Source organism: Rhodococcus sp. EPR-147 (assembly GCF_001647185.1).
In the GTDB taxonomy this organism is placed as follows: Bacteria; Actinomycetota; Actinomycetes; order Mycobacteriales; family Mycobacteriaceae; genus Rhodococcoides.
This window is the reverse complement of the sequence record NZ_LVCU01000448.1, coordinates 1-14466: the sequence shown is the minus strand read 5'-3', so window position 1 is coordinate 14466 and position 14466 is coordinate 1. Positions and strand designations below refer to the sequence as shown.

The 14466-nt window shown below is 65.2% G+C and carries 14 protein-coding genes; 13 read left to right on the top strand and 1 reads right to left on the bottom strand.

Annotated features, from left to right (window positions below):
• From A2J02_RS19565 to A2J02_RS19540, 6 genes are all read left to right on the top strand, one after another.
• The coding region (locus tag A2J02_RS19565) for an FCD domain-containing protein (RefSeq protein WP_156516306.1) at positions 1 to 456 on the top strand (456 nt) is incomplete at its 5' end.
• A gap of 223 nt (positions 457 to 679) precedes the next feature.
• Positions 680 to 1858, top strand: a complete 1179-nt coding sequence (locus A2J02_RS19560) for a M24 family metallopeptidase (RefSeq protein WP_068052434.1) — start codon at positions 680 to 682, stop codon at positions 1856 to 1858.
• A 2-nt stretch (positions 1859 to 1860) separates the two neighbouring features.
• Positions 1861 to 3219, top strand: coding sequence for an aminotransferase-like domain-containing protein (locus tag A2J02_RS19555; RefSeq protein WP_442971490.1), 1359 nt, complete (start codon positions 1861 to 1863; stop codon positions 3217 to 3219).
• Positions 3216 to 4412, top strand: coding sequence for a M20 family metallopeptidase (locus tag A2J02_RS19550; RefSeq protein ID WP_068052423.1), 1197 nt, complete (start codon positions 3216 to 3218; stop codon positions 4410 to 4412). Before A2J02_RS19555 ends, A2J02_RS19550 begins: the two co-directional genes overlap by 4 nt.
• 114 nt (positions 4413 to 4526) lie before the next feature.
• Complete coding sequence (locus tag A2J02_RS19545) at positions 4527 to 5957, top strand: MFS transporter (RefSeq protein WP_231911481.1); 1431 nt, start codon at positions 4527 to 4529, stop codon at positions 5955 to 5957.
• The gene (locus tag A2J02_RS19540) at positions 5957 to 6913 is read left to right on the top strand and encodes a D-2-hydroxyacid dehydrogenase (protein ID WP_068052421.1); all 957 of its coding nucleotides are present in this window, start codon (positions 5957 to 5959) and stop codon (positions 6911 to 6913) included. Before A2J02_RS19545 ends, A2J02_RS19540 begins: the two co-directional genes overlap by 1 nt.
• 4 nt (positions 6914 to 6917) lie before the next feature.
• Here A2J02_RS19540 and A2J02_RS19535 read toward each other — a convergent pair whose 3' ends face one another.
• Complete coding sequence (locus A2J02_RS19535) at positions 6918 to 8036, bottom strand: NADH:flavin oxidoreductase/NADH oxidase (protein ID WP_068052428.1); 1119 nt, start codon at positions 8034 to 8036, stop codon at positions 6918 to 6920.
• Positions 8037 to 8149: 113 nt separating this feature from the next.
• On the opposite strand from A2J02_RS19535, the gene A2J02_RS19530 reads away from it, so the two are divergent.
• The 7 genes from A2J02_RS19530 (at position 8150) to octT (ending at position 14364) form a co-directional block, all read left to right on the top strand.
• Positions 8150 to 9427 (top strand): glutamate-5-semialdehyde dehydrogenase, encoded by a 1278-nt coding sequence (locus A2J02_RS19530; protein ID WP_068052417.1) that lies wholly within the window; start codon positions 8150 to 8152, stop codon positions 9425 to 9427.
• 45 nt (positions 9428 to 9472) lie between these two features.
• Positions 9473 to 10354, top strand: a complete 882-nt coding sequence (locus A2J02_RS19525) for an AAA family ATPase (protein WP_068052415.1) — start codon at positions 9473 to 9475, stop codon at positions 10352 to 10354.
• A gap of 1 nt (position 10355) precedes the next feature.
• The gene (locus A2J02_RS19520; protein ID WP_068052413.1) at positions 10356 to 11771 is read left to right on the top strand and encodes a vWA domain-containing protein; all 1416 of its coding nucleotides are present in this window, start codon (positions 10356 to 10358) and stop codon (positions 11769 to 11771) included.
• Between the two features lie 107 nt (positions 11772 to 11878).
• Positions 11879 to 12592 (top strand): nicotinate-nucleotide adenylyltransferase, encoded by a 714-nt coding sequence (gene nadD, locus A2J02_RS19515; protein ID WP_068052425.1) that lies wholly within the window; start codon positions 11879 to 11881, stop codon positions 12590 to 12592.
• Positions 12589 to 12978, top strand: coding sequence for a ribosome silencing factor (rsfS, locus tag A2J02_RS19510; protein ID WP_032394567.1), 390 nt, complete (start codon positions 12589 to 12591; stop codon positions 12976 to 12978). The genes nadD and rsfS overlap by 4 nt, the downstream gene beginning before the upstream one ends.
• On the top strand, positions 12975 to 13628 hold the full coding sequence (locus A2J02_RS19505; protein ID WP_068052411.1) for a histidine phosphatase family protein: 654 nt from the start codon (positions 12975 to 12977) through the stop codon (positions 13626 to 13628). The genes rsfS and A2J02_RS19505 overlap by 4 nt, the downstream gene beginning before the upstream one ends.
• Positions 13615 to 14364 carry a diglucosylglycerate octanoyltransferase gene (octT, locus tag A2J02_RS19500; RefSeq protein WP_068052408.1) on the top strand — a complete coding sequence of 250 codons (750 nt, stop codon included), beginning with the start codon at positions 13615 to 13617 and terminating at the stop codon, positions 14362 to 14364. The genes A2J02_RS19505 and octT overlap by 14 nt, the downstream gene beginning before the upstream one ends.
• The last annotated feature ends 102 nt before the right edge of the window (positions 14365 to 14466 follow it).

The following is a 14466-nucleotide window of genomic DNA, read 5'->3' as shown; positions in this document are numbered from 1 at the left end:
GAGATCTACGAATCCCGCGCGGCCATCGAGGTCGGTGCCGCGTGGACTCTGGTGCACGGGGACCGTGCGCGCCTGGTGTCGGCTGCCGACGAGCTCTCGGCCATCGTGATGCAGATGCAGCCGTTCATCGATCGGGCGGATTGGCGAGGTCTTGCCGAACGGGATCTGGCGTTTCACACCGCACTGGTCGCGGCGACGCGCAACAGCCGAATGTCGCGCATGTACGCCACGCTCGCGGCGGAGGCACGTATCTGCATGGCCAACCTCGAAACTGCGTACTACCGGCCGGAGGCGTTGGTGGAGGAACACCAGCTGATCGTCGACCTGTTGCTCGGATCGGATTGGGACGCACTGGAAAAGGGCGTGCACGAGCACATGGACACCGCCATCCACGACCTGACCCGTGCCATGGTCGAAGAGCAGGCCGAACACTCGGCACTGGCCACTCCTGGATAGTCGCCGGTCCGGCAACACAGCATTTACATCCGAAGTCTTGCGAACCTCTCACGCCAGCGCCTAGCCTGATTGTCAACAATCTACTAAACCGACCTCATTGAAGGGGGTGCCCGTGAACGACTCACCCGACGCCGCCTACGTCACCGCACTCGGACCCGACGAGACCACAGGACGGGCCGCTCCCGGCCTCGCTCGGTACCCCGATGTTCCGAACAGCACGCCGATCACGTTCACCGACGAGGAGTACGCCTTCCGGCTCGCTGCCGTCCGCGAGCGGATGGCAGCGCAGAACCTCACCGCGCTCATCGTCACCGATCCAGCGAACCTCTACTACCTGCTCGGATACAACGCGCTCTCGTTCTACACCCCGCAGATGCTGTACGTGCCCCTCGAGGGAGAGATGTATTTCTTCGCCCGCGAGATGGACGCCAACGGCGCGTTCCGCACGTCGTGGCTTCCGCAGGATCGAACATTCGGCTACCCCGAAACGTTCGTGCAGCGCAAGGACACGCACCCGTTCGTCTGGGTAGCCGCGAAACTGCGCGAACTGGGACTGGTGAACAACTTCGAGCACGGCCAGGTGGGGCTGGAGATGGACTCGTACTACTTCAGTCCCAAGGCTTTCGAGGCACTGGTGAAGTCGCTGCCCGAATATCGCTTCACCGACTCCTACGAGCTCATCAACTGGGTGCGCGTGGTCAAATCGCCCGCGGAGATCGCCCTGATGCGCGGCGCCGCGAAAGTCTGCGAATCGGCAATGTCGGCTGCGTACCAATCGATCTCGGTCGGTGAACGGCAGTGCGACGCGGCCGCGGCCATCATGAACGCACAGGTACGCGGCACCGAGGAGTTCGGCGGCGACCATCCGGCCATCGTCCCGATGCTGCCCACCGGTGCCGGAGCCGACACCCCACATCTGACCTGGTCGCATCAACCCTTCGTGCGCGGCGAGACCACCGTCGTCGAACTGGCCGGAGTGTTTCGGCGCTACCACATCCCCATGGCGCGCACGATCGTGCTCGGAAAGCCGAGTCCGCGTATGGATTACCTCGCCAAGTCCACCGGAGAAGCACTGAACGACGTGCTCGCGACCGTGCAGGCGGGCGTCACCGCGACCGAACTGGCACAGGTATGGAACACGAGCCTGGCCAAGCACGGACTGCACAAACCGTCGCGCATCGGCTACTCGATAGGCATCGCCTACGCACCCGACTGGGGTGAGCGCACCGTGAGCCTACGCACCGACGACGACACGGTGCTCGCCGAGAACATGACCTTCCACATCATCGGCGGAATGTGGATGGACGACTACGGATACGAGGTATCCGAGGCCGTTCGCGTCACCGAAACCGGCCTCGAAACCTTCACCGCATACCCCCGAGAACTACTGACGAAGGAGTGAGCATGACCGCATCAACGAAGGGTCGTTCCGCAGGCTCCACTCCTGCCACGAAGGGTCGTTCCGCAGGCTCCACTCCTGCCACCCAAAGTCGTTCCGCAGGCTCCACTCCTGCCACCCAAAGTCGTTCCGCAGGCTCCACTCCTGCCATTCCCTGGGCCCTGCGGACCGACAAACTGGTGGGATCGGTGATCGATTCCTCGACATCGCTCCTCGCTGCACAGAAGCACGACATCGTCAGATTCGCCATGGGATCTCCTGCCGCCGAGACCGTTCCGGCCGCTGCGTTCACCACGATCGCCGGCAGCGTACTGACTGCCGACGCGTTCGACTACGGTGCCACCGAGGGCGATCCGGGCTTGCTCGACGCGTTGCTCTCGTACCTCGATTCGGTCGGCGAGCCCACGTCCCACGAGCGAGTGGTGATCACCTCCGGCGGAATGCAGGGGCTCGACATCGCGTGCAAGCTGTTCGTCGATCCGGGCGACCTGGTGATCGTCGAAAGTCCCACGTACACCAACGGAACCGCCACCGTGCTCAGCTACGGAGGCGACATCCTCGAGGCCCCGATGGACAGTGACGGCCTCATCGTCGAGGCATTGCCGGAGCTCGTCGAGCGTGCTGGTCGAGTGCCGAAGATGATCTACGTGATCCCCAACTTCCAGAACCCGTCCGGGGTCACCCTGTCGCTCGAGCGCCGACAGCTGCTGATCGAGCTGGCGCACCGGTGGGGATCGGTGATTCTCGACGATGATCCGTACGGCCTGCTCCGCTTCTCGGGTGATCCGATTTCCAGTTTCGGCACGCTCAGTCCCAACGACCCGTTGATCTTCTCTGTGCGGACCTTCTCCAAGATGATCGCCCCAGGCCTGCGCGTGGGGTGGGTGGACGCCGCCCCGGAGGCACGGCAGTTGATCGTCAACGCCAAGCAGGCCATGGACACGTGCACCAACCTGCCCGGTCAGCGGATGGTGGCCGAGTACATCCGGCGCGGCCTGCTCGACGAGCATCTTCGATCGTTGGCCTCGGTGTACCTGCCCCGCAAGGTCGCGATGCAGAACAGCATCGACAAGTACTTCGGCGAGTCGATGTCCACGACGGACCCCGAGGGAGGGTTCTTTCTCTGGGCGACGTTGCGCGGCAACGACGTCGACTTCTCGACGCAGGACCTGTTCGAGACGGCACTGGCAGAGGGTGTGGCCTACATACCCGGGCCGGCGTTGTCGGTGGGTGGGAAGTTCCACGATTCGTTGCGGCTGTGCTTCGCCTCGTCGACGCCCGAACGCATCGACGAGGGAATCAGACGGCTGGCGGCAGCGGTGGACAAGTCGAAGCACCTGCTCGCCTCCGATCCCACCCGATGACCGTTTCGACTTCCGAAGGCGCTCTTCTCAGTTCGATCGACGAGCACGAGATCGTCTCTCTGACTGCGGCATTGATCGATGCCGGTGGCGAGAACCCCGGCGACACCGAGGAGAAGACTGCGAAGGTGCTCGCCGAGCACTGTCGCGCACTGGGATTCGACGTTCGGACTGTCGAGGTGGCTCCGGGGCGACCCAACGTCATCGTGTCCATCGGATCCGACGAGCGGCCGGGAGTGCTGTTCGTCGGCCACTCGGACGTGGTTCCGGCGGGTACGGGCTGGACCACCGATCCGTTCTCCGCGGTCGTTCGAGACGGCCGAATTTTCGGCCGCGGGGCCTGCGACATGAAAGGCGGCCTGGCCGCAGTGGTCGCGGCGATGACCGCAGTGCATCGCGCCGGTCTCGCGGACGAGTATCCGATGACCTTGGCGTGTCTGGTCGACGAGGAGGACACCGGTCTCGGTATCCGAGCATTCGTCGCCGCGCTTCCGCACCGGAACTACAGCTGCTGCGTGGTGGCAGAGCCGACGGACCTGGTCACCATCGTCGGATGTCGAGGGGCGGCGAACCTGGAGATAGAGGTGCGTGGCCGTTCCGCGCATGCGGGGCAGCCGCGCAACGGGGCCAACGCAATTTCCGCGGCAGCGCGCATCATCGGGATCATCGAGGGCTCCCAGGCCGAATTGGATGCCAACCCCGACCCCGATCTGGGTCCGGCCACGTGGAACGTGGGGACGATAACGGGAGGCACCGGCACATCGATGGTCGCCGATCGCTGCGTGCTCACCGTCGACCGCCGTCTGGTACCGGGAGAGAGCGCTGCCGGTGTCGTCGGCGACCTGCGATCGCGCATCGAATCGGCCGGCCTGACCGGCGGCGACATCGACATTCGCATCGGAATCGCGATGGAGATGCCGGGCTTTCTGACCAGCGTGAACGATGGATTGGTCACCACCGCAGTGCAATCGGTCCTCGACACCGGATCTGCACGTTCGACTGACATCTGGACGGCATCGTGCGATGGTGGTTTCGTGGCACAGCAGATGGGTATCAAGACCGTCGTGCTCGGTCCGGGGGAGATCGAAAGCCAAGCACATCGGCCGGACGAGTCCGTCGCCGTGCAGCAATTGACCGACAGCGCAAGGGCGTACGCGTTGATCGCCACCAGAATTGCTGCGCTACCAGCGCTTTAGCGTTGCACGAGGGGGTGGGCCGAACCGTATGTTCCGCATCGTCGTAATGTCGAACGCTGCGAAGTACCACACCGACGCTCCACTTTGACCACAAAAGCGAGAGGTATTTCGACCGTGACCGAAAAATCAGGGTCGGCAGCATCGCCGACCGGATATCCCCCGAGCACCGACACTCTGAGCCCGGACGAGACCAAGGTTCTCCATCGCGCCATCGGCGGATCCGCGCTCGGTAACGCCGTCGAGTGGTTCGACTACGCGGTGTACGGCTACCTGGCCGTGTACATCGCCGCCAACTTCTTCCCGTCCGAGGACGGGGGAGCAAGCCTGCTCTCCACGTTCGCCGTGCTGGCCGCGTCGTTCATCATTCGCCCCATCGGCGGCATCGTGCTCGGCCCACTCGGAGACCGCATCGGCCGCCAGAAGGTCTTGGTTCTGACCGTCTCGATGATGACGTTGGCGACGGCAACCATCGGCGTGCTGCCGACGTTCGACACCATCGGCATCGCCGCACCGCTGCTGCTGCTCGTCTGCCGATTGGTGCAGGGCTTCTCCACCGGTGGTGAATACGGCGGCGCAGCTGTGTTCATGGCCGAATACGCGCCGGACAAGCGCCGCGGATTCTTCGGATCGTTCCTCGAATTCGGCACCCTCGCAGGAACCGTGGGCGGTGCCACGCTGTGCACCCTGCTCAACGTCGCGCTCGGCGACGAAACGATGGAGGCGTGGGGCTGGCGGATCCCGTTCCTGGTGACTCTGCCGCTCGGCATCGTCGCACTGTGGTTGCGTACTCGGCTCGAGGATTCTCCCGTGTTCGCCGAGGCCAAGGAAGACGGCGGTACGGTCGAGGAAGGTGCAGGTGGGGCCATGGCCTCGCTCAAGACCACGATGACGTACTGGCAGCGGATCCTGATCCTGATGGGATTCGTGCTGCTGCTCAACATCGCCTACTACACGGTGCTGACGTTCTTGCCCTCGTATCTGAGCGACACGTTGGGGCACAGTACGACTCAGTCCAACTTCACCCTCGTGGCGATCATGATCATCATGATGGCGATCATCAACCCCATCGGTGCGCTGTCCGACCGAGTGGGCCGAAAGCCGTTGCTGCTGGCGGCCTGCATCGGGTACTTCGTGTTCAGCGTTCCGCTGTTCCTGCTGATCATCAACACCGGACTGATCGGCCAGAGCGTCGGCCTGCTCGGTCTCGGAGTGTTGCTGGTGATCATGTGCTCCTGTGTGTCGTCGACCCTGCCAGCACTGTTCCCGACTCAGGTGCGTTACGGAGCGTTCGCCATCGGGTACAACGTCTCGACGGCGCTCTTCGGCGGTACGGCTCCGCTGATCCTGACGTTCCTGATCGACCGAACCGGATCGAACCTGGTTCCGGGTTGGTACATGATGATCGCGGCTGCCATCGCCTTCGTGCCGATTCTGCTGATGCCGGAAACCGCAGGCCGCTCGTTGCGCGGAACCCAGTGCCCCGGCGACAACGACGACGAGGTGGCCGCGTCCGGCGTCGAACTCGTCGGATACAAGAAGAAGTAGTGGCACCTGTTCTCGTCGTTCTGCACGCCGGCGACCTTCCCGACGGTCTCGACTCCGTCGAGGAGGTCGCCGACGTCCGGTACGCCACCGCCGACACCCTCGGTGATGCGGTCGACGGGGCCGACGCGCTGCTGCTGTGGGACTTCTTCTCTCCCGCAGTCCGATCCGCGTGGCCCCGCTGCGGCTCGCTGAAATGGATACACATCGCCGCGGCAGGCGTCGACTCGTTGATGTTCGATGAGTTGGTCGATTCCGATGTGATCGTGACCAATTCGCGGGGCGTATTCGATCGGCCGATCGCGGAGTTCGTGCTGGCGCAGATCCTCGCGTTCGCCAAGGACTCCGAACGTTCTCGCGCACTGCAGCAATCGAAGGTCTGGCAGCATCGCGAGACCGAACGAATCGACGGTGCCCACGCGATGATCGTGGGAACAGGAGCGATCGGTCGGGCCATCGCCACCATGCTCACTGCAGTGGGGATGTCGGTCTCGGGCATGGGGCGAACACAGCGAGAGGGTGATCGCGATTTCGGAACCGTGTACGCCAGCGGCGATTTGGGTTCCGTGGCAGCCCGAGCCGACTATCTGGTGCTCGTCGCGCCACTCACCGAACAGACGAGGGGACTTGTCGACGACGCGGTGTTGGCCGCGATGAAGCCCGGATCCCGGGTGATCAACGTCGGCCGTGGGGAGTTGCTCGATACCGATGCACTGCTGGCACACCTTGCCACTGGGCACATCGCGGGGGCCGCACTCGATGTGTTCGACACCGAGCCGCTCTCGGCCGACCACCCGTTGTGGACGGCCGAGAACGTCATCGTCACCCCGCACATGAGCGGTGATGCCTCGGGGTGGAAGCAGCGGCTCGCGGAGTTGTTCGTGGACAACGCACTTCGGCATTTTCGAGGCGAACCGCTGCGCAACGTGGTGGACAAGAAGCTCGGGTTCGTGGTGTGAGCCCTCAGTAGGCCCGCTCGTACTGCGGTGCCACGGCCGGGAGCATCTCGACGCCGAGTTCGCGAGCTGCGCGCCGCGGCCAGTACGGATCACGCAGCAGTTCGCGTGCCAGCAGTACAGCCGTTGCCTCGCCCAGCGAGACGATGTCCTCGGCCTGCTTGGGTTCGGTGATCATGCCGACCGCAGCGGCCGGCATCGTGGTCTCGTTCTGGATTCGCCGCGCGAACGGAACCTGGTAACCGGGACCGACCGGGATCGTGGCGTGCACGTTGCCTCCGGTGGAGGTGTCGACCAGATCCACCCCGTGCTCGGTGAGTATCTGCGACAACGCGACAGTCTGATCCGACGTCCAGCTCGGGGCCTCCAATTCGGCTGCATGCTCGCTGTTCTCGGGCTCGTCGAGCCAGTCCGTGGCCGACAGCCGGACGAACAGCGGCAGCTCCTCGGGCCACACCTCACGCACGGCGTCGACGACCTCGATCAGCAGGCGCGTGCGGCCCGCGAAATCTCCGCCGTACGAGTCGGTACGGGTGTTGCTGACGGGAGACAGGAACTGGTGCAGCAGGTATCCGTGCGCCCCGTGCACCTCGGCCACCTGGAAACCCGCCTTCAGTGCACGCTGGGCGGCAGTGCGGAAGTCGTCGACGATCTTCGTGATGTCCTCGGTCGTCGCCTCCCGCGGGCTCGCGTAGTCACCGAACGCAACCTCGGTGGGGCCGACGGTTTCCCAACTTCGGGGGTCCTCGGCCGGCAAGGACTTGCCACCCACCCAGGGAGCAGCGGTCGACGCCTTGCGCCCCGCGTGTGCGAGCTGAATGCCCGGGACGGTTCCGAAGGACGAGATCTCGGCGACGATTTTTGCCAATGCATCGGCCTGGGTGTCGTTCCAGATGCCCAGGTCCGACGGGCTGATGCGCCCCTCGGGGCTCACGGCGGCGGCTTCGGTGATGATCAGACCGGCACCGCCGATCGCCCGGCTCACCAGGTGGGTGCGGTGCCAGTCGCCCGCGACGCCGACGTTGTCACCCGCCTCGTCGGCCGAGTACTGGCACATCGGTGCCATCCACACCCGGTTCGGGAAGGTGACGTTGCGCAGGGTCAGGGGCTCGAACAGCACACTCACGAGGGGTTCCTCCGGTCTTCGGGCAGCGCCGACGTTCGGTCGACGATCTTCACGCTGTGCTGCAACGACGCGGCGATGCAGCTTCATTCCCGGCCCCTATTAGTGTGTAGTTCATGACAGCTTCCGTCTCGGCCGAACCGGTGACCAGCACTGCCGACGAGCGAGAGAACGTGCACGCCGCAGCACGCCGAGCGCGCTCCGCATCGCGGGCGCTCGCGCTGCTGACGACCGCAGAGAAGGACGCGGTGCTGCACGCTGCGGCAGATGCCGTCGTAGCTGCCTCGGAGCCGGTACTCGCCGCGAACGCAGTCGACATCGAGAACGCGCGAGCGGCCGGTACCGACGAGGGTCTGCTCGACCGGCTGCGGCTGACCGCGTCGCGCATCGACGGCATCGCGGCGGGACTGCGTCAGGTGGCCGGGTTGCCGGATCCGATCGGTGAGATCATCCGCGGTTCGACGCTGCCCAACGGGCTGGAGATTCGTCAGCTGAGAGTTCCCCTCGGTGTGGTGGGGATGGTCTACGAGGCCCGGCCCAACGTCACCGTCGACGCGTTCGGCCTCGCGTTCAAATCCGGCAACGCGGTGCTGCTCCGCGGTTCGTCGTCGGCGGCGCAGTCCAATGCGGCGTTGGTCGAGGCACTGCAGGGAGCGTTGCGCGGTCACGGTCTGCCCGAGGCCGCGGTGCAACTTCTGGGAAGCGCCGATCGTGCCACGGTCACGCACCTCATCCAGGCTCGCGGCTTGGTCGACGTGGTGATTCCGCGTGGTGGAGCCGGTCTGATCGCGGCGGTCGTGCGCGACGCCACGGTTCCGACCATCGAGACCGGCGTCGGAAACTGCCACGTGTACGTCCATGCCTCTGCCGATCCGGAGACGGCCGAGAAGATCGTGCTCAACGCCAAGACCCGGCGAGTCAGCGTCTGCAACGCCGCCGAGACAGTCTTGGTCGATGCCGCGATCGCCGAGACCATGGTTCCGCGCTTGCTCCAGGCCTTCCAGATGCACAGCGTCACGGTGCACGGGGATCTGTCCGGGCTCGTGCCCGCGCACGACGAGGACTGGTCGCAGGAGTACCTCTCACTCGACATCGCGCTGAGGGTGGTGGGCGGTATCGACGAGGCGATCGACCACATCGACCGATACGGCACCGGCCACACCGAGGCGATCGTCGCTGCCGACATCGGTGCCGCGCGCGAGTTCACCCAGCGGGTCGACGCGGCGGCAGTGATGGTCAACGCCTCCACGGCGTTCACCGACGGCGAGCAGTTCGGCTTCGGGGCCGAGATCGGTATCTCGACGCAGAAGCTGCACGCGCGTGGACCCATGGGATTGCCCGAATTGACCTCGACCAAGTGGACCGTGTGGGGCGACGGACACGTCCGAGACTGACAACCCTCGAAGTACCGGCCAGACCCGATCATCAGGAGCTGTGACATGGATCGTGCCCTACCGACGACACCCCCGCTGTTCGCCAGCGTGGACGACGTCCAGAGGCGCCTGGCCGAGACGGGCTATCTGGCCGACAAGGCCACCGCAACCTCGGTGTTTCTCGCCGATCGCCTCGGCAAACCGCTGCTGATCGAAGGTCCGGCGGGAGTCGGCAAGACCGAGCTGGCCCGTGCCGTCGCGCAGACGACCGGGGCCGAACTGGTGCGGCTGCAGTGCTACGAGGGTGTCGACGAGGCTCGCGCGCTGTACGAGTGGAACCACGCCAAGCAGATTCTGCGCATCCAGTCCGGTACCGCTGCCGACTGGGACTCGACCAAGCTGGACGTGTTCTCCGAGGAGTTCCTGCTCGCGCGCCCGCTTCTGCAGGCCATTCGCCGGACCGATCCCACGGTTCTGCTCATCGACGAGACCGACAAGGCCGACGTCGAGATCGAAGGACTGCTGCTCGAGGTACTGAGCGACTTCGCGATCACCATTCCCGAACTCGGCACGATCGTGGCCGAGCGGACGCCGTTCGTGGTGCTCACCTCGAACGCCACTCGTGAACTGTCCGAGGCCCTCAAGCGTCGGTGCCTGTTCCTGCACCTGGACTTCCCGGACACCGACCTCGAGCGTCGGATTCTGGCCAGCAGGGTTCCCGACCTACCCGAGGCGATCGCCGAGCAGATGATCAAGACCGTGCGGGTTCTGCGCGCGATGCAGCTCAAGAAGTTGCCCTCGGTGGCCGAGACCATCGACTGGGGACGCACACTGTTGGCGCTCGGTATGGACACCCTCGACGACGAAGCGGTTCGCTCCACACTCGGTGTGGTACTCAAGCATCAGTCGGACCAGGTTCGCGCGGCAGCCGAACTCCGGCTCAACTGACATGCAGGCCCCACACGGAATTCCCGGTCACCTCGTCGGTTTCGTCGACGCACTGCGTCGGCGTGGAATTTCGGTCGGGCCGTCGGAGACGGTCGATGCCGGACGCGTCCTGTCGGTTCTCGATCTGCTCGATCGGGAGGCCGTGCGTGAGGGTCTGGCCTGTGCACTGCTGCGCCGTCCGACGCACCGCGGAGTGTTCGACGCCCTGTTCGACCTGTGGTTCCCGGTGGCATCGGGTACCAGGGACTCGGGGCAGATCGATACCGCCCTGCCCCGCACCGATGCCGGCGACGTCGACATCGATGCCCTCCGCGAGCTGTTGGTCGATCTGCTCTCGGACGATTCGGCCGAGGCCGCCGAGCTGACCCAGATGCTGGCGGCGCAGATGGTCGAGGAACTCGGACAGTACAAGTCCTCGAACGGGCCGTCGTTCTCGGCATATCAGGCGCTGCGCGACGTTGCGCCCGAAACGTTGCTGCGCAAGATTCTCGACGGATTGCTCGGGCGCAGCGACGACGCACCTGATCGCCCCACCGACGACTACGAGTCCGAGGTTGCCAAACGCACTGCCGCGCAACGTATCGCAGACCTGCGCAAGATGATCGAGAGCGAGACGAGGCGTCGGTCGGCAGAAAAGCTGGGCCGTGAGCGAGTGGCGAGCTACGGGGTACCCAAGCTCGCGGAGGAAGTCGATTTCCTGCGGGCCTCGGACACGGAGATGGCGGCGCTGCGACGCAACGTCACCCCTCTCGCCCGGTTGTTGGCATCGCGACTTGCGGTGCGGCGCAGCCGAAGCAGGCACGGCTCGATCGATCTGCGGCGTACGCTGCGCAAGTCGATGTCCACCGGCGGTATTCCGATCGACCTGGTCGAGCGCAAGCCGCGGCGAGCGCGCCCCGAACTGGTTGTGTTGTGCGATGTCTCGGGCTCGGTGGCAGGATTCAGTAATTTCACTCTGCTGTTGGTGCATGCACTGCGAGAGCAGTTCTCGCGCGTGCGCATCTTCGCGTTCATCGACTCCACCGACGAGGTGACGCGATTCTTCGATTCCGGTGCCGACCTCGGAGCGGCGATGAGTCGCATCGTTCGCGAGTCCGATCTGGTGACGTACGACGGCCACTCGGACTACGGCCATGCACTGACGACATTCGACGAGAAGTACGCGCACGCGGTCACCAGTCGCAGCTCGGTGCTGATTCTCGGGGACGCCCGCACCAACTACCGCGAACCGAAGCTGCCGGCGTTGGCGCACATCGTGTCGGTGGCCAAGCATGCGTACTGGCTCAATCCCGAACCGAAATCGCAGTGGGGTTCCGGCGATTCGGCTGCCAAGGTGTACTCAGACGTAATCGCGATGCACGAGTGCCGATCGGCTCAGCAGCTCGCCACCGTGGTCTCGCGTTTGCTGCCGGTGTGAGGCGTGTGACGGCAGGCGGCACCCCGGCCGTAGAATCGGCGGTTGTGCAGCGCGAATTCGACCCCGGCGACGACACCGGTAGGCAGTCCGTCCGCCGTTTGGGCGTGATGGGCGGCACCTTCGACCCGATTCACCACGGGCACCTCGTCGCGGCCAGCGAAGTGGCGAACAAGTTCCGTCTGGACGAGGTCATCTTCGTCCCCACCGGAAACCCGTGGCAGAAGGAAGGCAAGACGGTCAGCCCGGCAGAGGATCGCTACCTGATGACGGTCATCGCGACCGCGTCCAATCCGCGTTTCTCGGTCAGTCGGGTGGACGTCGATCGGGAGAAGTCGACCTACACCGTCGACACCCTGCGCGATCTGCGGTCGCAGCATCCCAACGCCGAGCTGTACTTCATCACCGGGGCGGATGCGCTCGAGTCGATACTCACGTGGCAGAACTGGGAGGAGTTGTTCGAGCTCGCCAAGTTCGTCGGTGTCTCGCGTCCCGGGTTCGAGCTCGGCGTCGAACATCTCGCCAATCACCTTCGGTCGTTGCCCGCGGACACTCTCACATTGATGGAAATCCCTGCACTCGCGATATCGTCGACGGACTGTCGACTTCGAGCCGGTGAGAATCGGCCCGTCTGGTACCTGGTACCGGACGGCGTCGTGCAATACATCTCGAAGAGGAATCTCTACAGACCACGAGGCGCTCAGCGTCTCGACGGATCCGTCACCATGTCGGAACCGGCGCCCCAGAAGAAGCAACCGGCAGGGTCGGTCACCAGCGCAATGACCGCGAACCCGAGCCATACGAGTGGGAGTACACCGAAGTGACTGCAACAGCCGAAGCCGCCGAAATGGCGCGTATCGCCGCGCTCGCAGCCGACGACAAACTGGCCGGCGACGTGGTGATTCTCGACGTCTCCGATCAGCTCTACATCACCGATTGCTTCGTCATCGCCTCGGCACCGAACGAGCGTCAGGTCAACGCGATCGTGGAGAACATCGAGGATCAGCTCCGTGAGGCCGGACACAAGCCGGTCCGTCGCGAGGGCACCAGGGAGGGCCGTTGGGCACTGCTGGACTACTCCGACATCGTCGTGCACGTCCAGCACAACGAAGAGCGCAACTTCTACGCGCTCGAGCGGTTGTGGAAGGACTGCCCGACGATCGAGGTTCCCGGTCTCGGACAGCATCCGGCTCCGGAATCGGAGCAATGATCAGACGGCTCATCCTGCTTCGGCACGGTCAGACGGAATACAACGCCACCGACCGCATGCAGGGTCAGCTCGACACCGATCTGTCCGAACTCGGCCGCAGCCAGGCGAAGACGGCCGCCGCCGAGCTCGCGACGCGTGAGCCGATCAAGATCGTCTCCTCGGATCTGCGGCGAGCTCTCGACACCGCGAACGCGCTCGGAGATGCAGCCGGTGTCGCGGTCTCGGTGGACGAGCGTCTGCGCGAAACTCACCTCGGTCAGTGGCAGGGACTCACCCACACCGAGGTCGACGACATCGCCCCCGGTGCGCGACCGGCCTGGCGCGCCGACGCCACCGTCGCCCCGCCCGGTGGGGAGAGCCGCATCGACGTCGCGCGACGCAGCGTGCCGCTGGTTCGTGAACTCACAGCAGGCGTGCCCGAGTGGGGTGCCGACGGCAGCGAGCGACCGCTCGTCCTCGTCGCGCACGGAGGTCTGATCGCGGCACTGACCGCCGCGTTGCTCGATCTGCCGACCGATCGCTGGCCGGTGCTCGGTGGCCTCGCGAACACCAGCTGGGTGCAACTCGGTGCGCACGGGCCCGGGGAGAATCCGTCCTGGCGACTGGACGTGTGGAACGCCTCGGCGCGAGTGGCCAGTGACGTCCTCTGACACGGCGGCGCAGCCCGCGCTGCTCGTGCTCGCGGACTCGCTGAGCTACTACGGACCCGAGGGCGGACTGCCCGTCGACGATCCGCGGCTCTGGCCCAATCTCGTTGCAGCGGAACTCGGTTGGACGGTCGAGTTGGTTGCGCGCATCGGCTGGACGAGTCGGGACGCGTGGTGGGCTCTGACCCAGGATCCGCGGGTGTGGGCAGCCATTCCCCGTGCCGGTGCCGTCGTACTCGGAATCGGCGGCATGGATTCACTCCCGTCGCCGTTGCCGACTGCGCTCCGGGAACAGATCAGATACGTCCGACCGCCTGCCCTTCGGCGCGTGGTTCGCGCGGGATACCAAGCGGTGCAACCTGTTCTGTCGCATCTCGGTTGGCCCGTGGCGCTGCCGCCGCGGCTCAGCGTCGAGTATCTGGAACAGACCCGCGCGGCACTGGCGTACGTGCGCCCCGAACTTCCGGTCATCGGTACCTATCCGTCGGTGCACCGCTGCGATGCTTACGGCAAGGTGCACTCGGGTCGCGAACCCGCCGTACGCGCACTGCGCGCATGGAGCGTGGACAACAACGTCCCCATGGTCGACCTCGCCGACGCCGTCCGACCGAACATCGAGTCCGAGAACGCGAACCCCGACGGCATCCACTGGGGGTGGGACGCTCATGTCGCGGTCGCCGAGGCGATGCTGGAGGTGCTGCGACCCGTCGCCGCCGGATCGGTGACCGGATCGCCATGACCGTCGCCGTCGTCACCGACTCCTCGTCCTGTCTGCCGGCCACACTCGCCGCCGAACGCGGCATCGCGTTGGTGCCACTGCACGTGCTGGTCGACGGAATCG

What these genes read in the sequence shown, in the direction of transcription:
- A2J02_RS19555 (WP_442971490.1), top strand. Translation starts at nt 1,861, where the DNA reads ATGACCGCATCAACGAAGGGTCGTTCCGCAGGCTCCACTCCTGCCACG.
- A2J02_RS19550 (WP_068052423.1), top strand. Translation starts at nt 3,216, where the DNA reads ATGACCGTTTCGACTTCCGAAGGCGCTCTTCTCAGTTCGATCGACGAG.
- A2J02_RS19530 (WP_068052417.1), top strand. Translation starts at nt 8,150, where the DNA reads ATGACAGCTTCCGTCTCGGCCGAACCGGTGACCAGCACTGCCGACGAG.
- A2J02_RS19525 (WP_068052415.1), top strand. Translation starts at nt 9,473, where the DNA reads ATGGATCGTGCCCTACCGACGACACCCCCGCTGTTCGCCAGCGTGGAC.
- A2J02_RS19520 (WP_068052413.1), top strand. Translation starts at nt 10,356, where the DNA reads ATGCAGGCCCCACACGGAATTCCCGGTCACCTCGTCGGTTTCGTCGAC.
- nadD (WP_068052425.1), top strand. Translation starts at nt 11,879, where the DNA reads ATGGGCGGCACCTTCGACCCGATTCACCACGGGCACCTCGTCGCGGCC.
- A2J02_RS19505 (WP_068052411.1), top strand. Translation starts at nt 12,975, where the DNA reads ATGATCAGACGGCTCATCCTGCTTCGGCACGGTCAGACGGAATACAAC.